A 24,534-nucleotide genomic window follows, 5' to 3' on the forward strand; every position below is an offset into this window, starting at 1 on the left:
TAACACCCTATCTTTCAGAATATATGAACTTTTTTAAAATAAAAAGATATTATTAAGTTCCAAAGAACCTAATAATATCTTTTACGGAATTTCATTAAAATTATTTTAAAGCTTCAATTCTAACTTTAACAGCTTCTAACATTTCAACATACTTAACTCTCTTTTCTTTTTCAGCCTCAACAACTTCTGCTGGAGCTTTAGCAACGAAACCTTGATTTCCTAGCTTTTTATCTATTCTATCAATCTCCCCTTCTAGTTTCTTTGCTTCTTTATTTAATCTATCTAACTCTTTATCTTTATCTACTAGATCAAGTAGTGGCATAAATAATTCTCCACCTTTAACAACTAGAGATATAGCATTTGCAGGAACATTAGCCTTATCACTTATAAATTCCACCTCTGATGCAGACGCTAGCTTTTCAATGTATGCTACACCTGAGTTAAATGCTTTTTTAGCATCCTCAGCTATATAGCAGATTACTTTTGCCTTTCTTGAAGGTGGTACATTCATTTCAGCTCTAACATTTCTTAAACCTTTTATAGCTTCTATTACAAAAGCCATATCATCTTCTGCTTCTTTATTTACTAAAGCTTCATCAAACTCTGGCCAAGATGAAGTTGTTATTGTTTCTTCATCACTTAAGTGAGTGAATATTTCTTCTGTTATAAATGGCATAGCTGGGTGTAATAATTTTAATCCTGTAATTAAAACTGTATTTAATACGTTATAAACTATTCCCTTAGCTTTTTCATCATCACCATAGAATACAGGTTTAACAAGTTCTATATACCAATCACAGAATTCAGTCCACATGAAATCATTAACTTTTTGCATAGCAATTCCAAGTTCATATTTTTCCATGTTTTCAGTAACTTCTTTAACTAATATATTCATTTCTGATAATATCCATTTATCAGCTAATGAATATTCTTTGCACTCTTTATATTTATTCATTATTTCTTTATCAAGATTCATCATAACAAATCTTGAAGCATTCCAAATCTTATTAGCAAAGTTTCTTGAAGCTTCAACTCTTTCAGGATAATATCTCATATCATTTCCTGGAGCATTACCAGTAGCTATCATAAATCTTAAAGCATCAGCACCATAAGTTTCAATTACTTCTAGTGGATCAACACCATTTCCTAATGATTTACTCATCTTTCTACCTTGAGAATCTCTAATCAAGCCATGAATAAGAACTGTATTAAATGGAGTTTCTCCCATGCAGTGAAGTCCTGAGAATATCATTCTTGCAACCCAGAAGAAGATGATATCATGTCCTGTAACTAATGTACTTGTTGGATAGAAATATTCTAAGTCTTCTGTTTTGTTTGGCCAGCCTAGTGTAGAGAAAGGCCATAATGCTGATGAGAACCATGTATCAAGTACATCATTATCCTGCTTAAGATTAGCACTTCCACATTTAGTACATGTGTTTGGTGTTTCTTCCAGTACCATCATTTCTCCGCAATCTTGACAGTAGTATACTGGAATTCTATGCCCCCACCATAATTGTCTTGAAATACACCAGTCTTGAATGTTTTCCATCCAGTTAAAGTATATCTTATCAAATCTTTCAGGAACAAACTTAGTCTTACCATTTTTGACTACTTCTACTGCTGGCTTTGCAAGACTTTCCATCTTAACATACCATTGTTTTGAGATTATAGGTTCTACTGTAGTTCCGCATCTATCATGAGTTCCAACATTATGAGCGTGATCTTTTATCTTAACTAAAAGACCTGCTTCTTCTAAATCCTTAACTATGGCTTTTCTTGCTTCATATCTATCTAAGCCTTTATATTTACCACCTTTTTCATTGATAATTCCCTTATCATCCATAACTCTTATAATTTCTAAGTTATGTCTCTTTCCTACCTCAAAGTCGTTAGGATCATGGGCTGGAGTCATCTTAACTGCACCAGTTCCAAATTCTAAATCTACGTATTCATCGCCAACTATAGGAATCTCTCTATTAACTAGAGGAAGTATTACAGTTTTACCTATAAGATGTTTATATCTTTCATCATTAGGATTTACAGCTACACCGCTATCTCCAAGCAATGTTTCAGGTCTAGTTGTTGCTATTTCAATAAACCCGCTTCCATCAGCTAATGGGTAATTGATATGCCAGAAATGTCCTGCTTGTTCTTCATATTCAATTTCTGCATCTGATAATGCTGTTTGGCAATGTGTGCACCAGTTAGTTATTCTATTTCCTTGATATATTAATCCTTCATTATAAAGCTTAACAAATACATGTTTTACAGCAGCGCTAAGATTTTCATCCATTGTAAATGCTTCTCTTGTAAAATCTGCGGATACTCCAAGCTTTTTAACTTGATTTCTTATTGTAGCTCTATATTTGTCACTCCATTCCCAAACTTTTTCAAGGAATGCTTCTCTTCCCATTTCTTTTTTATCATAACCTTGTTCAGCTAACTGATTTGCAACTTTAACTTCTGTTGCAATAGAAGCATGGTCTTCTCCTGGTAACCATAATGTAGAGTAACCCTGCATTCTCTTAAATCTAATAAGCATATCTTGAAGAGTATCGTCAAATGCATGCCCTAAATGAAGCTGTCCAGTTATATTTGGTGGCGGCATGATTATTGTATATGGTTTTTTGTTCTTATCGATTACTGGAGTAAAGTATCCCTTCTCCTCCCAATTTTTATAGATCCTATCTTCAAATTCTTTTGGATCATATGTAGTTGATATATTTTTTATTTCTTCTGACATTTTAATTCCTCCAAACTTAGTTAAACTAACAATTAACTTGTTAAATTTTTATATTCTAAACAATAAATATTGTAAAGAATATTTATTCCTAAGAATATATATTCTTTAGAATATGCACTGCAATTGCTGTGTCTTAATAAATTAAACCTGACTCACATTCGTTTACTTTGGACTTTCTAATAAGCGAATATAAAATACCCTCAGTGAAAGCTCCAAGAACAAAATATAAAATTTTTATTCTCAACGCAAAAAGAGCCTTCATCACAAAAGGACGAAAGCTCGCGGTACCACCTTTATTTCCACATATACAGAATTACTGCATTAATGGACTCTTAATTTAAATAACGATTCAGACAAACCGTCTTTAGCTACTATTATTTCACTAAAGAAGCTCAAAAGCTACCTTCAAAATTTATTGCATAAGGGTTTTCAGCTACTCCCTCTCTCTTCCTAGTTCTTACTAGTTCTTTATTAAATCTATGATTTAGTTAAAAGAACTGTACTCCTCACTTAATTTAAGTAAGTTTCCTTTAATGCCTCAAAATTTTTACTCCTCTTTTTCATTGCTTTTATATATTATATTATCTTTAACTCACATCAACTTAGCAAGTAACTTCAAACATTTAAACATAAAATTTGAACTCTCACTTATGATATCTTATAGTATAATTTTTGTCAATAATAGTTTTCTATCACTTTTTCTATGCTAATCTGTAGTATAAGAATTTTTAAAAAACAATAAAAGTCTTATCCTTTTTAACCCGCATTATTACTATAAATATTTATATATTTACATATGTATATATAAATGTATTTTTCTATATACATATGTAAATTTAATAATATGTTACTATAAAACTATGTTTCTATAAATAAATGTTTATTTTTATCTTACTACCTATATTTTAATAATATAAATACTTTTAGTAGGTTGTATGACACCTTTATCTGTAACACCTTTCTATGGCTTCTAACAGTCTATCTAATGCTTCTTGAAGAACTCTTGTTGGACATGCTAAGTTTATCCTCTCAAATCCCTTACCCTCATCACCGAAGACATAACCTTCGTCTAAGAAAAACATAGCTTGTGTTGTCATAAATTTTTCTAATGCTTTATGATCCTTCTCCAATGCTCTAAAATCTAACCATTGCAAATAAGTTCCTTCTAAATTTATTATATTAACCTCAGGAATACTACTCTTAAAAAAATCCTCCACGACTTTTTTATTTTTATTTATAATTTGTATAAGTTCTTCAAGCCATTGCTCGCACTCATTATAAGCAATTTCACATGCTTTATATCCAAAAATATTAAGGCCTAAATTCCCTATAGACTTTCTACGTTCACTTCTGACTTTATCTCTTATTTTTTTATTTTCAATAACAATGTTAGAAACTTGAAGACCTGCTAAGTTAAAAGTTTTGCTTGGTGCTGTACAAATAACTGAATTATTCGCAAACTCTTCAGATATATTTGCAAAAACTGTATGCTTAAATCCAGGCATTATAAGATCAAAATGAATTTCATCGGATACTACAATAACGTTATTATCACTGCATATTCTACCAATATTCTTTAACTCCTCTTCACTCCAAACACGTCCAACTGGATTATGTGGATTACATAAAATTAATAATTTGGTATCCTCCAACTTAGCCTTCTCTTCGAAATCTTCAAAATTTATTTCATAATGATCTTCATTAAATATCAATTCACTTTTTATTATCTGCCTATTATTATCTGTAATTGCTTTATAAAAAGGATAGTATACAGGCGTCATAACTAGAACATTATCTTTCTCTTTAGTAAGCGCTCTAACAATTGTGTATAATGCTGGCACAACACCTGAGAATTCAGTAATCCATTCTTTCTCAATATTCCATCTATGTCTTCTTTTCATCCAATTACATACCGCTTTATAATACATATCTGTGGCTTCTGTATACCCCATAATACTGGAATCTATATATTTTTTAAGGCCTTCAATAATTTCTGGCGGATTTTTAAATTCCATATCTGCAACAGAAAATGGCACTATACAATCACTAACATCATTATTAATTTTCCTCATCAAATTCCACTTACTTGCACCTACATTATTTCTAGATACCAGTGTTTGAAAGTCATACTTCATTAACAATACCCCCTTTTTAATAATTCTTATTATTGTATGTGTTTATTCATGTAACTCTAATGGCAAACCATCTGGATCACTAAAAAAAGTAAACTTCCTATTTGTATATTCATCTATTCTAATTGGCTCTGTTTCAATTCCTTTTTTATTTAACTCTTTTATTACTTCTTCGATATTTTTTACACAAAAAGCTAGATGTCTCAACCCACATGCTTCTGGATATGATGGTCTTTTAGGAGCATTTGGCATAGAGAAAAGTTCAATTTCACTATTTCCTATCTTTAAATCTAATTTATATGAATCTCTATCTTTCCTATAATTTTCTCGTATTATTTCAAACCCTAGTATATTTGCATAAAATTTTTTTGATACTTCATAGTTAGATGCAATTATTGCAATATGATGTATAGAATTTATATCCATAAGCTTCTCCTTTTTCAACACTAAATAATATAAAATTATATATTTATATTCTATAAAAAACAAGAGAACAAAATCGCAGGCGAATATATTCCCCTCTTTATTCCTTTGGTTCTTTTTAAATCCACTTTAATATCCTATTATATAGGTTACTCACATACTTAACTGCATTATAATTTCCTAGAGAATAAAAATTATAGGGATGATTATAAAATAATCATCCCTAATACTTTGAGAATATTGCTATTTATTAAATATTTACATTACTTTACCAGGTAGTACTGCATCTAATATACCTATGACTAAAGCTGCTAAGATTGCTCCAAAGATAGATACTGCCATAGTTGGAACAAAGAACTGAGCCACGTACAATATTATTGCTGCTATAAAAAATCCTTTTAGACCTCTTCCAAAAGGTGATGCATCAACACCCATAAATGCTTCTACTAGGTAATCTATTACACTTATTACCACCGCTGCTATTAAATATGACCATATTCCTGTAATACTAAAGCCAGGTGTGAAGAAAGATGTTATACCTAAAACTATAGCAGTTAGAATCAATCTTACAATCCATCCACCTATACTCCTGTTATTAGAACCCTCTTTTGTTGAATGTTCTTTATCATGTACCATAAATAATTACCTCCTTAAATTAAAAAATTAATTTTATTTGGGTGTAATTATATTGTTCCCACCTTATAAAAATATATTATATTTTTTACATGTAATATTAATTAGTATATAAAGGATACTTCCAATACTGTCATAAATAATCAAATCAAACAAACTTTCCTTGCTCAGGCTTTGCAATTTCGTAAAAATTATCTATGAGGTATTTTAGATGTTCCCTCAATTCGCTACCTTCCATCGGTCTTCCGTGACTTGGAATCGCCAAATTAGGTTTTAATTTCCAAAGTAATTTTACAGATTCCTCTGCTTTCTTCCAATCTGTCGTTAGATATTTAGGTGGACCATCTATTTGTTCCCTTTGTGTTAAAACAGACATTATAGATTCTTGTTTCACTGTTGCAAAAGCGTCGCCAACAATAAGCACTCTATTCTTTTCATTAAATAGTGAGATATGTCCTTCTGAATGCCCTGGTGTATTAATATATGTCCATCCATCCAATCCAGGTACAGTATAGTCCTTAGGAAGTGGAACTGCATGTTTCCCTAAATCAATGCTTGTATGAGGAAAAGTTCTTGATATTTTTGCCACTAATCCTTCATCTACAGTAGGATCGGCTAGTGGATAATCCTTTTTCCCAGTTATATACGGAATTTCAAGTTCATGAATATAGACTGGAACATTATAATATTCTGCCAATGTAATCACCGAACCAACATGATCAAAATGTCCATGAGTAAGAATTATGGCTTCTGGAGAACTCCCTTTCCCAAATTTATTTTCTGCACATTTAATAATATACTCAGCTGAATTCTCAAGCCCTGTATCTACAATCACCCATTTACTAATTTTATCATCACTATTGCTTATAATACACGAATTAACGATAGTAAATTGCAAAACTAATATATCTGGAGTAATTTGCAATGATTTTTCAGTAATTTCTGCTAAAAATTCTACCATTCTATTTCCCATATATTTTCCTCCAGTTTTTAAATTAAATTTTCATGTATTTAGTCTTTGTATATGCTGTGATTTTATGCAATAGTAGATGATTTAATAACTTCGTATAGTTACCTTTAAAATATAATAGCAGAATCTAATCTTATATTTAATTTTATTTTTAAAAAATTTTAAATTTCTATCATTCATTTCTTAAAGTTATGCTTAATATCTCTGGCATATTAAGCAATCTAATGCCTGGTTTACTATGCCCCATTCCTCTACTTACAACAAGCTTTTTATCCCCTAATTTATAAACTCCACTACTATACTTTGGGAAAAACTTTCTTTCTGGAGACAGTACTCCTCCTAAAAACGGCAATCGTATCATTCCTCCATGAACATGGCCCGATAAAACTAAATCTATATTAAATCTTGCGTATGTTTCAAAATATAGAGGATTATGCGCTAACAATATATTATATTCTTCAGCACTACATTTTTTTAATAGTTTTCCAATTACCGCTTCAATATTTGACGGTTTATTTCTTGTTTTATAAAATGAAAGTGGAACATTTATGCCATAAATGTTAAGATAACTGTCTTCTACCTTAACAGCTATTTTTTCATCATTTAATATAGTTATATTAAATTCATTCAACTTTTTTATAATGAAATCTAAATCATTTTTTTTAAGTCTCTGTTCATGATTACCTATAATATAATATATTTTATAGGTCTTACTTAAAGTTTCTGCTAATTTTAAAAAAACACTAAAATCTTTATCATACTTGTTAACCATGTCACCAGTCATAACAATAATATTGGGACATTCAATATTAATTTTTTTAATTACTTGTGAATTATCTTCTCCAATAAAATTATAGTCATGAAAATCTGATAACTGAATTATTTTAAATTCATTAAATTCCTTCGGAATCTTATCACTTCTTATTTCATATTTAGACACTTTTATCATTTTATTATCTAAATATATTAATGTAGAGATTAAAGCAAAACCTGATAATGCAAGTAATTTTTTAATCATTTATTCACTCCACTTCTTTCAATATTAACAAATAATCCTATTTTAACTGTAATTAAACTCAAGAGTTTTTGCTAAATTTCTATTTACCACAAAATATTTAACTTCTGAAATTATTTTAATCCTTTAATTTCTATATATTTTATAATACTATAAGCTTAATAAAAAATTAATTCTATACTCTGAAATTGATTATAATATTTTATGTTTTTTGATATTCTTTATTCTTTTTATTCACATTCAAAACTTATGCACCATATAAAAAATATTAAATGCACAAGTTTTATTTGTAATTAGGCATTTTACATCAAAAGCACTTGATTTTTTATACCTCTAAATTTCATTCTCAATTCTATATATTAGCTCATCAACTGCGCTTGATATGTTCTGTATTAAATCTATTTGGCTCTTATCTATTATTTGTAATTTTTTTATCGCCATACTTTCCAATAACTTCATTCTTACTACTACATTATTAAGCAATTCCTTTGAATTACTTTCCTCTATAATAACAAAATCCTTCCAAAACAATAATGGTAATATAAATATCTCTGATACAGCATATCCTATACTAAAAAATTCTTTATAGTTAGAACAATCATCATGGCAAAACATTATTAAATACTCGCCTAATGCTTTAAATAGATTATCCTTACCATCCGTCCTACACAACATGAGCTCTATTACATTTACAATGCCATCTATTACTAAATATCTTAAATTATCGGGTAAATTTGATATTATACTAGAAGAAAAGTAATTAATTATTTTTGAAAATTCAGCTTCGGTTGTCTCATCTCTCAAATTGCCATTTCCGTCTAGAAGCACACTTGCCTTATGATAATCAAATGGGTTAATCTGAATTTCGGTTTTTATATAGATATTTTTTTCTGATATCGAATTAAATAAACAATTTACATAATCATATTTTGCATTTATAGATATAATCTTTTTCTGATTTTTGCTAATTTCTTCTTCATATCTACTGATAAATTCTTTTGAAAATCCCTGTCCATCAATAGAAACACATTTGCTTACTTTAGGAGAAAATATTGATACATATTGAGCCTTGTTCCCGCCCTTAGAATGGCCTGATACCATAATATCACTATATTCAAGGCTATTTATATATTTTAAGGCCTCTATTTGTTCCGGTGTATCATATTCATAAGAACCTTTACCATTATCATTCCATTCTTTTGTTGTAGCTGTTCCCCTAAAAATTACTGTTGCATTTCCATCCTCGTTTACAAAGCAGGCATATTCCATTCCATTATTATAATCATTTACATGCTTAATTCTTAGATTACTTAAATTTGGTTTAACTTTTATTTGATTTAATATCATTATCCATTCTTTTGTATCCATTCTTATTATACAATCTCCAATGGCTTCCATAAGATAGTCAAAATTCTCACTTTTTAATAAATTATCTACAAGACTTATAAGTTTTTCATCTTCTTCTATATCCCATTTTAAGTATATCAGATTATCTAAAAGTATTAACTCTTCGTAAGTTAAACTGCTCATTCTACCTCCATACAATCTTAAATTAATTATCTTTATATTAATAAGTTATTCATGTAATACAAAAATAAACCTATAGATCTCAGTTATATGAAATCTATAGGTTTATTACTTTAAAATAATATCCATAGGACTTTATTATAAGCACCTTGAGCTTATTACTCAGATACTACATAAATAGTTTTGCTATAAATATAATGAATGCTGAAAGAGCTGCTGTTATTGGAATAGTTAAAATCCAAGCCCAAACTATATTTTGAGCAACTCCCCACTTTACAGATTTAATTCTTTTAGAAGCTCCTACTCCCATTACAGTTGTCGAAATAATGTGAGTTGTACTTACTGGTGCATGAAATAGTGTTGCTAAAAATATTACGGCTGCGCCTCCTGTTTGAGCTGCAAACCCATTTACTGGTGTTAATTTTGCCATTCCACTTCCCATTGTTTTGATAATTTTTTTTCCTCCAGACGCTGTCCCAAGAGCCATAGCTATAGCGCAACATGCTATAACCCATGTTGGAACTTCAAATGTACTGATAAGTCCACCACTTAATAATGCCATAGTTATTAATCCCATAGACTTTTGAGCATCATTACTTCCATGATTTAACGCCATAAGTGAACCAGCAACAACTTGTAATTTCAAAAAGACTTTATTTATTATTCCAGGCTTAAATGGTTTTAATATCCAATTTAATAATATCATTAATATGTATCCCACTGTAAAACCAACAATTGGTGCAATAAATATCCATATCACCACGTCGTGAAAAAGATTATACCAATTTACTACATCAAATCTCAAATTATAAGCTATTCCGCCACCAACTAGTGCACCTATTAACGCATGAGATGAACTACTTGGAATACCAAAATACCATGTTATTATGTTCCATATTATTGCTGAAATTAAAACTCCTAATATAACCCATTGAGGCATAGAATTATGACTTACTATATTTTCTCCTACAGTTTTTGCAACCGCTGTTCCTGCGAATGCACCAATGAAATTAAAAATTGCACATATTACTATAGCTGTTTGCGGTTTAAGCGCTCTTGTCGTTATAGAAGTAGCTACCGCTGTTGCTGTATCATGAAATCCATTGATAAAGTCAAATATTAATACTGTAATTACTATTAATACTGTTATAGTCATAGTACTAAACATTCTTAATGACAACTCCCTCTACAATATTTGCAATTTTCTCACACTTATCAATAGTGTTTTCTAATATTTGATATATTTCTTTCCATTTTATAATTTCAATAGGATCTTTTTCATTTCTAAATAATTCACCTACTGTATTTCTAAATAAACGATCTACTTCACTTTCTATTTGATTTATTGTTAGTATCTTTTCATTTATATTATTTTTACCAGCTATTAAATGAAGTTCATCCATTAATTCTGATATGAGTTTTGTACATTTTATTATCATATCAGCTAAATACTTTGCTGGTTCTGTACTTTCAGTAACGTTAAACATTACAAATCTATGTATTGTTGAGTTGATTAGGTCTAAAATGTCGTCTAGTCTTTTAATTAATAAGTACATATCTTCTCTATCAAAAGGAGTTATAAATGAATCATTTAATTCTTTAACCATAACATTTACTAATCTATCACCGTTATGTTCTAATTCTTCGATTTTGCTAACATTAAGTTCAATATTTGATAATGAGTCTAGGCTTTTTCTTAATACTTTTGCACCTTCCTCTACATTTTGTGAAGCTTCTATAAACATTTTATAGAATTTATCTTCCTTCGGATTTAAATTAAACATATTATCACATCTCCCTATAAAATATAAATATTCGACATATTGTTAAATACATAATCCAGTAACAAGTATATTCTATTTTGTAACATTTTTAAACTCTTTTTAAAAAACTTAACCTAATTTTAATATTACTCACCTTATTTTAACAATTGTAGTATCTCTTGAATTAATTCAAATTATGTTATATTATTACTAAAAAAATCATTATCCAACATTGTCGTTATTATCAATTGATAATAACTATATAAGTAATTTTTTGATTTTAAGTAAAATTCCACAATGTTATTAATCAATCCGTTTTATTAAATGATAAAGTATAATTAATACTTGAAAACACTGTTTTGTCTAATGAGTAAATTAAAATAATACAAATAAATACTATATCTGTATACTATAAAATTCATAACTTTAAGACAATAAAGTCTGGATGTATTACATATATAAAATTATATCTGTTTTTTCCTCAAAATATATGAATAAAGAATGCTTATTACATATATATAATAAAATTTAACATTCCACAGAGAATATTTTAAATATACTCATAATCATCTGAAAAATATGTATATATTGATTTTATAAATTTCAATCACATATGTAAAGAGAAACACAAAAATAATCTTTCCAAATAATACACTGCAAAAGATTATATTATTCTATGGTCTAATATATTCTTAAGAAAAAACCTCGATATTTAGCATCGAGGTTTTTCTATAATTTTAAATTATACTCAAATTTTATAGTCTAATCTTTTTTTACTCTTGGAAAATAAACTGTATGAAGTAATTCATGAGCCTTATTACTTAATGGATGATCTAAATATTTTTCATATATAGAAAGTACTTCTGGGTTTTCATTTGATCTTCTAAGTGTCTTTGACCTATCTATATTATTCAACCCTTCTGCTCTTTTTTGCAATGCTGCTTGTTTATTTCCCTTTGTTTTAGGTTGACCGCCACCACCGATGCATCCACCTACACAAGCCATTATTTCTATTGCATGGAAGAATTCTTCCCCTGATCTTATTTTATCCAACATTTTAGCTGCTTCCCTAAGACCGTGGGCAACCCCTATTCTTAATTTTATATCTCCAGCCTCAAGTTCACAAACTCTAAATCCATCCCAGCCTCTAAGACCTTCAAATTCTATATTATCAAATCTTTCTCCAGTCATCTTTTCAAGGGCTGTTCTTGTGGCAGCTTCTATAACTCCACCTGTTCTACCAAAGATAATTCCAGCTCCAGTATATTCTCCCATAACTGTATCTATTTCTTCATCTTCAATTTCTTTTAAGTTTATTCCTGAATTTTCAAATATTTTAATAAGTTCTCTTGTTGTAATTACATAATCAACATCGTAGTTCATCTCTACTGAAAATTCCGCTCTTGATGCTTCATATTTCTTTGCAATACACGGCATAATAGCAACCGAAGTCACTTCATCTCTTGAAAGTCCTTTTTCTTTTGCCCATATTTCCTTAGCCACTATAGCAAACATCTCCATTGGAGATTTTGCAGAAGAAGGAACATCCAACATATCTCCATAATTCTGCTCTATAAATTTAATCCATGAAGGACAACATGAAGTAAGAATTGGAAGCTTTACACTCTCATCTCCAGCTAGATGCCTTTCAAGTCTTTCTTGAAGTTCTGCAGCTTCTTCCATTATTGTTAAATCAGCTCCCCAGCTTGTATCAAACACATAATCTACTCCTAGTTTTCTAAGACCCGCTGCTATTTTCTTTTCAACATTCTCTCCTGGTTCAAATCCAAAAGCTTCACCTATGGCAACTCTAACCGCTGGTGCCATCTGAGTAATTACAACCTTATTAGGTGTTGCTAAGTCTCTAAGAAATAACATAGTATTATCTCCTGCACTTATTGCATCAACAGGACATGCGGAAACACACGCTCCACAATGTGTACATCTATTATAATCTATTTCATGTTTCTTTTTTAATTCCCCATCTATACAATCAACAGGACATGCTCTTTTGCAAGCTCCGCAACCAATGCACTTTTTAGTAATTGTTAGTTTTACTAAATGGTTACATTGTGATGTATAACACTTCTTTTCTTCTATATGTTCTTCAATTTCTTCATAGAATTTATCTATTATTTCTTCCATGATATTATGCTTTTGGTTCATCTTACTCTTAACTGTCACTGCAAGATTTCTCAAAAGATAAATCTCACGCATATTAGACACACCTTTACTTATTCTGTTTAATATATTAAACATTTCAGTTATGTCCTCTTTAACAACTTCATAGTTCTTATAAGATCCATCTTTAATTTTTGCTAATAAATATTCTATATAAAATTTCTCAAACTGAATAATACAGTCTTCTTGTGATAAAACAATAATTGTTCTTGCAATATTTTCATAAAATAATCCAAAATCAAATTCTTTATCTAAGCTATCCTCTGTTAAAAAACCACCGAAAGGAAGTCCTATTTGAGCTGCTTTAAAGTTACTTTTGTTTATAAGCCCACCACATAATTGTATTATTTCATTAAGGGTAGCCCCTTCTGGAACTTCTATTATCCCTGGATTATTAACTTTTCCACATATAGCAATTTTTCTGCCGTTTGACAGTTCTTTTAATTCATCTTCGCTAAAAACAGAAAAAACTGAACCTAATGCACTTTGTATAAAAGATTTTTTATTATCTCCCATAATATTCACTCCTTAACATTTTGTCTTCTTTTTATTTTCAAATCTAATCATATAAAATATATATCATTTAGTATAATTGTTTATTATTTTTAACAAAACCGTCGCATAATAATCTATTGTATCTATTAACGCACTATTTTAATAAAGAAAATCCATATATATGATACACCATATTTCGCGAATTCTTCAAGTTAATAAAACTTTCTTAACACGTTTAATAATAAACTTATTATCCTCCCCCTTAAGTTAATAACGAGATAAATACGAAGCTCTCTATTTTATGCGTCGCCAATCTATTATAACATATATTTATAGAAAATTATTAAATATTATATGATTATTTTATAAAAAAAGACAACAAATTTATTATTAATAAATTTGTTGTCTAAAATAAGTATTATTTTAGAATAATCTCCAAGCTATGTACCGGATTTTATCAAAATAGTAAGATAATAAACATTTATAAAAACACAATTTAGCGTAAATTCTGAATATATTAATTATTACCTATCAATATTCTTACTTAAGTACGCCTTAATATCTAGTAAATTCTCAAAGCTTTTATGACAATACTTTAGTATATCATTGTCGGCTTTCTTAAGATCTTCTACATGTATTCCTATCATTTTAGCTTTATAAGCTCCTTCAATACCAGCAGCAGAATCCTCTATAACAATACAATCTTTAGGATTTACACAAAGCTTTTTAGCCACCTTTAGAAATATTTCTGGATCTGGTTTGGCTTTTACTACATCATCACCATAAACCATAACATCAAAATCTTCTTTGATATCAGTATTTCTAAACTGAATATTGGCTCGTTCTCTTTTAGCCGATGTCGCAAGAGCTATTCTATATCCTCTCTCTTTTAGAAACTCTAAAATTTCCTTCGCCCCTTCTTTAATAGCAACTTGACCACTTTCTACTGCATTCTTTAATTCCTTATCTTTTTCTTCATACATTTGTTTTATAGGCAAGTTTTCCCCATATAACTCTAAAAATTTCTTGATTACGTTTTTCCGTCCTCTTCCCATTACAGAAATATAAACATCATCACTCATATTATATCCATACTTCTTAAAAATCTTTTTCCAAGTCTCTAAATATACTCTCTCTGTATCGAATATAACTCCATCCATGTCAAATAACACCGCTTTTATTTTTTTCATTATTCCCCCGTGAATTAATTTTTTATTTAATCAAATTTCTATCTTTTTTTAAAGACCTTTTAGATATCATTTATATAACTCCAAATTATGTATAAGGAATCTATATATCTATACCCTTTAAAACATCTTGATTAAATTTCTCAATTCCGATTCTATCAATAAAAAATCCCAACTTTTCCCCTGCTTCTGCATTTTCTATATAATATTCAAAAATATTATCAACTAAACTTAACGCTTGGCTTTCTGTTATATCTTTAGCAATAATATCTGCCATTCTTGGGTTATAACCTCCTGATCCCCCTGCTGAAACAATGAACCCAGTTTTATCTGCTATCACTCCAACATCTTTACTATAAACGCTGCCGCAAGCATTTCTACAGCCTGCCACTCCTATTTTAGTCCTACACGGCATTTCCATCCACTGATATTTTCTTGAAAGCTTCATTCCTGTCCCAATTGTGTTATATTTAGATCTTTTACAGTATCCAGCCGGACATATTTCAACATTCTTAACTGAATTTTGTGTTTTAACTGCTGGTTCCATTCCAAGTTCATTCCAAATATTTTCTAAGTCTTCTTGCTTAAGATTAGTTATTAATATCCTTTGTCCTGAAGTTATTTTTAATATACCATCATATTTTTTCGCTACATCCACAATTTTTTGCATAGTTTCTACGGTAATAAAACCACCTGGAATATGCGGAGTTATTCCAAAAGTTCTTTTTCCATTATTTATCTTCTGAAGATTTCCAAAACTCATATTATATCCTCCTCTTATGTGTATTAATAATATTTAATACTAGATTAATGTTTATTTTATCATATTTTTCACATAAATAATTATTTACAATTGATAAATTCTTCTTCAATTTTCCATTTTTGCTCTCCATTAATTTAAAACTTTTACCTTATTATATTTTAACCCAAAGCTAATTTTTAACCAAGAAAATTTTATGTTAATGAATTTAATAGATTACTTAACAAATTCAGTAGTTTATGAGATTTATTTATCGAATAAAACCCCACTATAAACTTGATACGTGTTCATCCCAGGTATATACTATTAATAATGCTATTTAATATATTATAAACCTATTATTTACTAATATTTATTTAGCTATAACACCATAGAATAGAAAGGTTCTGAAATATGATGATTTCAACTAAAGATAATTCTACTTTACTCAAAAACAAATCATTAAAATTATTAATGACAGCACGTATTTCCACTAATTTTGCATATCAAATAATTACAGTTGCTATTGGATGGCAAATGTATTCCTTAACCCATTCAGCATTTTATTTAGGTCTTGTTGGACTAGTTCAGTTTTTACCAATGCTTTTTCTATCTCTTTTTGTCGGCCATATCTCAGATAGATATGATCGAAGAAAAATAGTAACCTTAAGTCAGGCAGCTCAAAGTATATTCATTTTTATTATGGCCTTTGGAAATTACAGTGAATTGATTACCAAGGAAAGATTTTTAATTCTTATTTTCTTTATAGCTGTAGCTCATTCATTCGAGGGTCCGCCAATGCAAGCATTATTGCCTAATATTGTTAGTAAGGAAACTTTTCCAAGAGCTTCTGCTTTGATGTCTTCAGTTTCAGAATTTGCAGTTATTATAGGACCAGCTGTAGGTGGAATTTTATATACTCTTGGTTCAACCCTAGTTTTTTTATTAACTGGTATCTTATATTTAATCTCAGGTATTCTAATATCTCAAATTTCAATCAAGAAAGAGAACTTTAAATCTGAGCCAGCTAATATAAAATCCTTATTCGCAGGAATATCTTTTATAAAAAGCAGACCTATAATACTTGGGGCAATATCCCTAGATTTATTTGCAGTATTATTTGGGGGCGCAACAGCCTTGCTTCCAATTTACGCAAGTAGCATTCTAATGATAGGTTCTTTTGGTTTAGGTATCCTTAGATCTGCTCCTGCCGTTGGAGCATTATTAATGTCTGCTTATCTGGCAAGAAAACCATTAACGCACAATGTAGGAAGAACAATGTTCATAGCTGTTATATTCTTCGGTTTGTCCACTATAGTTTTTGCAATATCCAGATCTGTTATAATATCTTTCCTTGCCCTTTTGATTTTAGGTGCTTCCGATGTAATTAGCGTTGTTATACGATCTACACTTGTTCAACTTAATACTCCAGATTATATGAGAGGAAGAGTTAGTTCTGTAAATATGATATTCATAGGAACTTCCAATCAACTTGGTGAATTTGAATCAGGCATTACAGCGTCTCTATTAGGAACTGTTCCCGCTGCTCTTATTGGAGGTATTGGAACTATAGCAGTAGTAGTACTATGGATGAAATTATTTCCTTCTATATTACATGTTGATAAATTTCAATCAAGCAACAACTAAAAATATATTTTTAGTTAATGAATTTTTTAATTAAATATTTTAAATAAAAAAACTTTAAATAGTATTATGGTTACTATTTAAAGTTTTTTACTTTGCAATAATCAATGCGCTAAACTGTTTATAATAAATTCATTTATTTCTTCTTACATTTGCTGTATCTATAATATAGCAATAAAATTACTATACAAATCAAATATTAATTTAATTTTACATATTATAATTCAGTATATTTCTTGCTATTACCTTTAGCCTTTTCAATTGGATACTTCTTCTCATTTATATCCATTTTGCTATTAATAACAGTCTCTAAATCAACACCTAATGAATCCGCCATATGTATGCAATAAATCATAACATCTGCAAGCTCTTCTAACACATTTACTTTACTATAATTTTCTTCATCCCATAGAAAATTTTCTAATAGCTCTGCTGCTTCAATAGATATTGCTTTTGCTAAATTAGATTGTGAATGAAATTGATCCCATTCTCTATCTCTTCTAAATTTTCTAATTCTGTTTATAACATCTTTCATTGTCATCACTCTTTCTGTATTTGTAAAATACTTAAATTATACCATATTCTTTTATATTAAATTATGGCTCCAACTTAATTGTTAATTAATATTCACTTCTCTAGTTTCTAACTCTTCCCCATTTTTATAGAAACCCTATTTCTCCCTAAGCTCTTCGCTTCATACAAAGCTTTATCTGCAAATTTAATCATATTCTCCAAATCTCGTTCTCTAACTGATGTAAATATCCCAAAAGAAGATGTTATTTTTATGCATTTATTGTCATGGAATATTTCTAAATTTTCAATCCTTCTTCTTATTGTTTCCCCAATCTCTAAAGCTTTTTCTGAATTTGCATTATCTAATAAAATTAAAAATTCTTCTCCCCCATATCTTCCTATATAATATTTTTTTCCCAATAATTCTTTACAAATATTCATTACCTTTTTTAAAACAATATCACCTGTAGGATGGCCATAAGTATCATTAATACTTTTAAATTTATCTATATCCATCATTAATAGAGACATATGTTTCTTATCTGAACAAGCTTCGATTTTTTCTTTTGCAATTTTGTAGAAGTATTTTCTATTATATACTCCTGTCAAAACATCAGTAACTCCGTAGTATTCAAGCTTCTTAATCATTAAAACTTGTTCAGTATTATCACTCAAGACAATAACTTTTCCCTTACCTCTGTTATTATTAATTAATGTAAGCTTACCTTTAAAATAATAGAGTTTGTTTTTGATTTTAATTTCGCAGTTGAAACTAGTTTCTTTTTCTTCATATACATATTTGATAATTTCCTGATACTCTCTAAATTCTGCTCCTACATCTTGTCCCATTGCTAACTTTGATTTTATATTAAAAATCTTCTCTGCTGTATTATTCATATCTATTATTTTATTTTCATGATCTAATACTAATATTGCTTCAGATATATTGTCAAAGACAACATGTCTAGCAATAGTAGCTGTTTCAAAGATATTAGATTTAAACAAAGCGTATGTATATATCAAGCAAAATACTCCCATAAAAATTGGAACTATATCTATTCTTATAGGCGTAACCTTTGACATGTATATACAATATCCAATCCAAGGAATAAATGATGTAATCATAATTTTAAAACTTCTCTTTTTATATACACTGTTTTCTTTTCTATAAAAAATTAAATACAGACTATTCCCTATTATAAAGCACACGTTCACAAAAATTATGCAGATAACGTATGCAATGCCAGGTTTAAGATTTGCAATATATAAATTATTTATAATATCAACTGTATAACTCTTATAAAAAAGCTGATGATAATCATTAGTAATATTTAAAATCACTAATAAGACTGGCAAAGAAAATAATAATATGCAGAGCTTTTTAGTAATATACCTACTTTTATTAGTATATTCTAGAGACATGATAACCCAAAAAGCTGGAATGGATACTATTCCTATATACTCTATCCCAGTAAACAATTTCATAAAGTTTAAATTGGGAGATATTAGCTCAAAAGAATAGAATAAACTATATATAAAAACACTTAAAATAACACCTAAAAGCCCATTTAAATGTATTCTTCCTTTTTTGTAAAATAAAAATATGCATAATTGTGCTGAAATAAATGCTGTTAAAAACATTGCAAGAAATATTATATAATTAAACATTTAATATCCTCTTTCATAATCACTAATTCTTTAATAAATTGCTATTGTAAAGTTAACTTTAACTTTTGGGATTAGAAACCTATTCTATCATTATATATTATAAGACCCATGTTATTCCATTTCAACAACTATTAAAATATATTTATGTAGTAAATATGTTTTCTTTTTTATTTTCTTTTGAAAAACAACCTTCTAAATCAGCCTTTCTCATAATTTATACCACAAGAAGCATAATGTCCACAGATTGTCCAACTATATAATTTCCCACGAAAATAAAACTATTTTCACTATACCTTGTGAAGACTTTGCCTTCATTGGCAGTTCCTAGAGAATAAAAAAATCAAGCAGCTATCAACGGCTGCTTGATTTTTTTAAAATTTAATTCTATTACCACAATAAGGACAAAATTCAAAACTTGGATCAACTTCCTTACCACAGTTCCTGCATATCCCACTATTATAATTGCTGCTTTCTAGCTCCTCAAGATCCCAATAAGTTATATCTACAGGTTCATTATTCTCAATAGCTTTTCCTTTATTTATTGAAATACTAAATTTAGTTCCACATCCATCACATATTATATAATATCTTATATTCCACTTAAAAATTGGAATAAAGAAAAAATGAAAATAATCAAAACTTTTTATTAGTCTTCCACGAAAAACTTTATTACATTTTTTACAGTTTAAATTATCTAAAATCTTTATTTCTTTATTTTTATTTTCAATGCCAAATATACCTATAAAAAACATACAACCATTTACCCCTACCTATAAATATTATTTTATATATCTTTGAATACTAAGTATACATTTAGAATCCTTGTAAATCAAGTTATTCAATTAGGGCCACAATATTGGAACTTAATTGTAATATATATTATCTATTATATCAAAGTATTTATTTTTAATTCTATTCAGGCTTTATTGTATCTAGATAAGTAAACTTTCCGTCTTTAACTATCTTTAAAACAGCTTCTTTTACTGCATTATTGTTTTCATCAATTGTTATTACTCCTGCTGCACCAGGAAAATCTTTTGTCTTTGCGATTTCATCTCTAATTTTAACTGGGTCTGTGGAATCAGCTCTCTTAATTGCATCTAAAATTACTAAATATGCATCATAACCTAATGCTGTAGCTGCTGCTGGCTCCTTATTATATTCCTTTCTATACTCATCAAGAAAAATTTTTGATTCTTCAGTTATAGGTGTCTCCGTTGCAAAAAACGTTGAAAATACAGTTCCTTCAACATCTTCTTTACCTATATCTAAAAATTCCGGCGTCTCCCAAGTATCAGCTCCAATTATTGGGGCTGTAATTCCAAGTTGTCTTGCTTGTTTTATTATCATTGCTCCCTCAGTAAAATTACCTGGAGCAAATATTACATCAGGATTGCTTCCTTTAATATTTGTAAGCTGTGCTGAAAAATCTTGATCTCCTGTATTATAATTTGCTTTTGCTACAACAGCATTATTATCCTCAGTTAGCTTTTTAAATTCATCCGTAAAAAATTTGCAAATCCCAACTGAGTAATCACTTGAAACCTCTTGCAGAATGGCTACCTTTTTAGCTTTAAGCTTATTAGCTGCATATTTTGCCATAACAGTTCCTTGAAAAGGATCAATAAAGCAAACTCTAAAATAATAATCATTTCCTGCAGTTACTAAAGGGTTGGTACAAGTTACTCCTACAGCTGGAACCTTAGCTTCCTGTACTATATCACCTGCCGCCATAGAAAAACCACTTCCATAGCTTCCTATGATAGCATTAACATGCTCCTGCTCAATAAGGTTTGCAGCTGCATTAGCTGCTTCAACTTTATCAGATTTATTATCTGCAAAAACTAGTTCTACTTTTTTACCAAGAACAGTTGGATAAATCTTATTTGCAAGTTTTGCACCTTCTGTTTCTAATTGTCCACCTGCCGCATTTGCACCTGTCATTGGTTCAAATACACCTATTTTTATTACATCACTGTCCTCATTGGCTTTTGTGCCTGATTTTGAATTACAACCTCCTAAAGTAAAAGAAGTCATCATAGCTATAACCAAAAGCAATGAAATTTTTCTTTTCATATATATATCCCCCTAATATCTAAATATTAATTTAATCTTATTGACGTACAAAATAAAAACTAAAAGCAACTAAATAGTAACTCAAAAAATTCTAATATCTTAGCATTTATTTTATATAATATACATCTCTTAATTCAATTAAAATTATCTTTTTATAAAAACTTATAATTTAATCTAATGTATTGTAACAATAAAAGCAAAATAAATTCCTTAAATAAAAAATAACAAGTCAGTATTTTGTTATTTTCTGACTTGCTATTTCTCCTCTAAATACGAAAATTCTCATATTACAAAGCTTCACCAAGATAAGCTTTTTTAATTTCATCATTAGAAAGTAATTCTTGCCCTGAGCCACTTAGTGTTATTCTTCCAGTTTCCATAATATAGCCAATGTCAGCTATTTTTAAAGCTGCATTTGCATTTTGCTCAATTAGTAGAACTGTCATGCCTTCTTCATTAATTTTCTTTATAATTCCAAATAATTCTTTTACGATTATTGGCGCAAGTCCTAAAGAAGGTTCATCCATCATTATTAACTTTGGTCTTGACATAAGCGCTCTCCCTATGGCAAGCATTTGCTGCTCTCCTCCTGAAAGAGTTCCTGATAACTGCCAAGTTCTCTCCTTAAGTCTAGGAAAAAGTGAATATACCTTTTCCAAGTCTTCTTGAATACCTGATTTATCCTTTCTTGTATAAGCACCTATTTTCAAATTTTCCAGTACTGTAAGATCTGAAAAGACTTTTCTTCCCTCTGGAACTAATGCTATTCCTTTTTTTACCATAAGTTCTGTGTTAAGCTTAGTTAAATCAGTTCCATCATCCAAATTTATAGTTCCACTCTTTGGTTTAACAAGACCTACTATAGATTTTAATGTAGTACTTTTTCCTGCTCCGTTAGCACCAACTAAAGTTACGATCTTCCCCTCTGGTACCTCTAAGCTTATTCCTTTTAATGCTTCGATTCCACCATAGGCGACTACTAAATTATCAATTTTAATCATCTTCAGCTACCCCCAAATATGCATCTATAACCTTTTTATCGTTTTGTATTTCAGAAGGTGTACCTTCAGCTATAGTAATTCCATATTCAAAAACCTGTATTCTATCTGATAACCCCATAACCATATTCATATGATGCTCTATCATAAATATAGTTAAATCAAATTTATCCTTAATTTCTCTAACAAAATCTGTAAGTTCATCAGTTTCTGTAGGATTCATTCCTGCTGCTGGTTCATCAAGAAGAAGAAGCTTCGGATTAGTAGCAAGCGCTCTTGCTATTTCAAGTTTTCTCTGCATACCGTATGGAAGAGAACTTGCTTTCTCATTTCTTAGCTTTTCAAGACCTACTTCTTTTAAAAGTTCTAAAGATTTCTCAACCATCTCTTTTTCTTCTCTTTTATATCTAGGAAGCTTTAACATCGCTTCAATGCAGTTTGACTTAATATGAACATGATTTCCTATTAAAACATTGTCAAGTACACTCAAATCTTTAAAAAGTCTTATGTTTTGAAATGTTCTTGCTATACCAGTTTGAGTTATTTTATCTTGTCTCATTCCAGTAATATTAGTATCATTAAAGATTATTTTTCCCCTTGTAGGAGTATACACATTAGTGATCATATTAAAGGCTGTAGTTTTACCAGCCCCATTAGGTCCAATTAAAGAAATTATTTCTCCTTGATTAATTTGAAGGTTAAAGTCTTTTACAGCCGTAAGTCCTCCAAACTGCATAGTTGCATTTTGTACGTTTAATAATGCCATTACTTGTCCCCTCCTTCTTCTAGAGGTTTGTTATTAGAATATTTAAATATTGATTTCCATGAAAATTCTTTTGTGCCCATTATTCCATGTCTAAAGAATAATACTATTATCATAAGCAAAATTGAGAAAATAACCATTCTAAGTCCTGGTATTCCTGAAAAACTGAAAATTCCCAAATCAAATTGTTTTTCCATATCCAAGAATCTTAAAGCTTCTCCAAGTATTGTTACAATGAAAGCTGATATAACTGTTCCTGTGATGCTCCCCATTCCTCCAATAACTATTATAAGAAGTATATTAAATGTAAGATTAAACTTAAACATATTAGGATCAATTGTTCCCATTAGGTTTCCAAGTAATCCGCCTCCTACTCCAGCAAAGAAAGCACCAATAGCAAATCCTATTACCTTATGTTTGAATAAACTTATTCCCATGCTTTCGGCTGCAATTTCATCTTCCCTAATGGATTTTAGAGCTCTTCCATAAGAACTATTTATAAATGACATTAATATTATTATTGTCACAATTGCTATGCCAAAACTCCAGTATAGATTTGTCATATGCGGAATACCTCGAAGGCCCAAAGCTCCATTGGTTAAACCTTGTATATTAGTAATGACTATTCTTATAATTTCTGCAAATCCTAAAGTAACAATAGCCAAATAGTCACCCTTAAGCCTTAAAGCTGGAGCACCTATTAAAACTGCTATAAATGCTGATAAAAGACCAGCTATTAACAATGCTACAATAAATGGTACCGATATATGATTAAAAGGCGCCATTAATGGTTCCATAAAGAAATTTTGATTTTTAACTTTTTCACTCATTGTAAGCAATGCAGTTGTATAAGCACCTACTGCTACAAAGCCTGCATGTCCTAACGAAAACAATCCTGTAAATCCATTTATTAGATTTAAACTTAATCCAAGAACTGTATATATTGCACATAAATTTAAAATTCTAATTTTATAAGAGTCTAAGCTATTATTTGCAACAAATAAGAGTAAAAATACAATTGCAATAAGAGCTATATTTAAAAATTTATTTTTATTGTTCAT

The 24,534-nt window shown here is 29.3% G+C and carries 20 protein-coding genes and 1 other annotated feature; of the genes, 1 reads left to right on the forward strand and 19 read right to left on the reverse strand.

Annotated features, from left to right (window positions below; all coding sequences use genetic code 11):
* Positions 1–100 precede the first annotated feature (100 nt).
* From T483_RS0113310 to T483_RS0113365, 12 genes are all read right to left on the reverse strand, one after another.
* The gene (locus T483_RS0113310) at positions 101–2,746 is read right to left on the reverse strand and encodes a valine--tRNA ligase (protein ID WP_026887304.1); all 2,646 of its coding nucleotides are present in this window, start codon (positions 2,744–2,746) and stop codon (positions 101–103) included.
* A 264-nt stretch (positions 2,747–3,010) separates the two neighbouring features.
* Positions 3,011–3,230: a binding site (T-box leader), on the reverse strand.
* Between the two features lie 460 nt (positions 3,231–3,690).
* Positions 3,691–4,881 carry a MalY/PatB family protein gene (locus T483_RS0113315; RefSeq protein ID WP_026887305.1) on the reverse strand — a complete coding sequence of 397 codons (1,191 nt, stop codon included), beginning with the start codon at positions 4,879–4,881 and terminating at the stop codon, positions 3,691–3,693.
* Between the two features lie 42 nt (positions 4,882–4,923).
* Positions 4,924–5,304: an SMU1112c/YaeR family gloxylase I-like metalloprotein gene (gene gloA2, locus T483_RS0113320; RefSeq protein ID WP_026887306.1), complete on the reverse strand. Its 381-nt coding sequence runs from the start codon at positions 5,302–5,304 to the stop codon at positions 4,924–4,926.
* 255 nt (positions 5,305–5,559) lie between these two features.
* On the reverse strand, positions 5,560–5,937 hold the full coding sequence (locus T483_RS0113325; protein WP_026887307.1) for a phage holin family protein: 378 nt from the start codon (positions 5,935–5,937) through the stop codon (positions 5,560–5,562).
* Positions 5,938–6,082: 145 nt separating this feature from the next.
* Positions 6,083–6,907, reverse strand: a complete 825-nt coding sequence (locus tag T483_RS0113330) for an MBL fold metallo-hydrolase (RefSeq protein ID WP_026887308.1) — start codon at positions 6,905–6,907, stop codon at positions 6,083–6,085.
* Between the two features lie 169 nt (positions 6,908–7,076).
* Positions 7,077–7,922: a metallophosphoesterase gene (locus T483_RS0113335; RefSeq protein ID WP_026887309.1), complete on the reverse strand. Its 846-nt coding sequence runs from the start codon at positions 7,920–7,922 to the stop codon at positions 7,077–7,079.
* Between the two features lie 330 nt (positions 7,923–8,252).
* Positions 8,253–9,449, reverse strand: a complete 1,197-nt coding sequence (locus T483_RS0113340; protein ID WP_026887310.1) for an Mbeg1-like protein — start codon at positions 9,447–9,449, stop codon at positions 8,253–8,255.
* Between the two features lie 166 nt (positions 9,450–9,615).
* Positions 9,616–10,614: an inorganic phosphate transporter gene (locus T483_RS0113345; protein ID WP_026887311.1), complete on the reverse strand. Its 999-nt coding sequence runs from the start codon at positions 10,612–10,614 to the stop codon at positions 9,616–9,618.
* Positions 10,607–11,230 carry a DUF47 domain-containing protein gene (locus tag T483_RS0113350; protein ID WP_026887312.1) on the reverse strand — a complete coding sequence of 208 codons (624 nt, stop codon included), beginning with the start codon at positions 11,228–11,230 and terminating at the stop codon, positions 10,607–10,609. Before T483_RS0113350 ends, T483_RS0113345 begins: the two co-directional genes overlap by 8 nt.
* Before the next feature lie 741 nt (positions 11,231–11,971).
* Positions 11,972–13,906: a [FeFe] hydrogenase, group A gene (locus T483_RS0113355; RefSeq protein ID WP_026887313.1), complete on the reverse strand. Its 1,935-nt coding sequence runs from the start codon at positions 13,904–13,906 to the stop codon at positions 11,972–11,974.
* 503 nt (positions 13,907–14,409) lie between these two features.
* On the reverse strand, positions 14,410–15,075 hold the full coding sequence (locus T483_RS0113360) for an HAD family hydrolase (protein ID WP_026887314.1): 666 nt from the start codon (positions 15,073–15,075) through the stop codon (positions 14,410–14,412).
* Between the two features lie 100 nt (positions 15,076–15,175).
* Complete coding sequence (locus T483_RS0113365) at positions 15,176–15,835, reverse strand: nitrite reductase (protein WP_026887315.1); 660 nt, start codon at positions 15,833–15,835, stop codon at positions 15,176–15,178.
* A 393-nt stretch (positions 15,836–16,228) separates the two neighbouring features.
* Between T483_RS0113365 and T483_RS0113370 the strand changes: the two genes are divergently transcribed.
* Positions 16,229–17,458 carry an MFS transporter gene (locus T483_RS0113370; RefSeq protein ID WP_026887316.1) on the forward strand — a complete coding sequence of 410 codons (1,230 nt, stop codon included), beginning with the start codon at positions 16,229–16,231 and terminating at the stop codon, positions 17,456–17,458.
* Between the two features lie 214 nt (positions 17,459–17,672).
* On the opposite strand, the gene T483_RS0113375 is transcribed toward T483_RS0113370, so the two are convergent.
* The 7 genes from T483_RS0113375 to T483_RS0113405 all read right to left on the reverse strand — a co-directional run bounded on the left by T483_RS0113375 (position 17,673) and on the right by T483_RS0113405 (position 24,534).
* The gene (locus tag T483_RS0113375; RefSeq protein WP_026887317.1) at positions 17,673–17,990 is read right to left on the reverse strand and encodes a nucleotide pyrophosphohydrolase; all 318 of its coding nucleotides are present in this window, start codon (positions 17,988–17,990) and stop codon (positions 17,673–17,675) included.
* A 107-nt stretch (positions 17,991–18,097) separates the two neighbouring features.
* Complete coding sequence (locus T483_RS0113380) at positions 18,098–19,636, reverse strand: histidine kinase N-terminal 7TM domain-containing diguanylate cyclase (RefSeq protein ID WP_026887318.1); 1,539 nt, start codon at positions 19,634–19,636, stop codon at positions 18,098–18,100.
* Between the two features lie 371 nt (positions 19,637–20,007).
* The gene (locus tag T483_RS0113385; protein ID WP_026887319.1) at positions 20,008–20,388 is read right to left on the reverse strand and encodes a zinc ribbon domain-containing protein; all 381 of its coding nucleotides are present in this window, start codon (positions 20,386–20,388) and stop codon (positions 20,008–20,010) included.
* A gap of 160 nt (positions 20,389–20,548) precedes the next feature.
* A complete protein-coding gene (locus T483_RS0113390) occupies positions 20,549–21,712 on the reverse strand; it encodes an ABC transporter substrate-binding protein (protein WP_026887320.1) in 1,164 nt (387 codons plus the stop codon).
* 287 nt (positions 21,713–21,999) lie between these two features.
* Positions 22,000–22,713 carry an ABC transporter ATP-binding protein gene (locus T483_RS0113395; RefSeq protein ID WP_011969090.1) on the reverse strand — a complete coding sequence of 238 codons (714 nt, stop codon included), beginning with the start codon at positions 22,711–22,713 and terminating at the stop codon, positions 22,000–22,002.
* Complete coding sequence (locus T483_RS0113400) at positions 22,706–23,476, reverse strand: ABC transporter ATP-binding protein (RefSeq protein WP_026887321.1); 771 nt, start codon at positions 23,474–23,476, stop codon at positions 22,706–22,708. The genes T483_RS0113395 and T483_RS0113400 overlap by 8 nt, the downstream gene beginning before the upstream one ends.
* The gene (locus T483_RS0113405) at positions 23,476–24,534 is read right to left on the reverse strand and encodes a branched-chain amino acid ABC transporter permease (protein ID WP_026887322.1); all 1,059 of its coding nucleotides are present in this window, start codon (positions 24,532–24,534) and stop codon (positions 23,476–23,478) included. The genes T483_RS0113400 and T483_RS0113405 overlap by 1 nt, the downstream gene beginning before the upstream one ends.

This window comes from Clostridium beijerinckii HUN142 (genome assembly GCF_000621745.1).
GTDB lineage: Bacteria > Bacillota > Clostridia > Clostridiales > Clostridiaceae > Clostridium > Clostridium beijerinckii_A.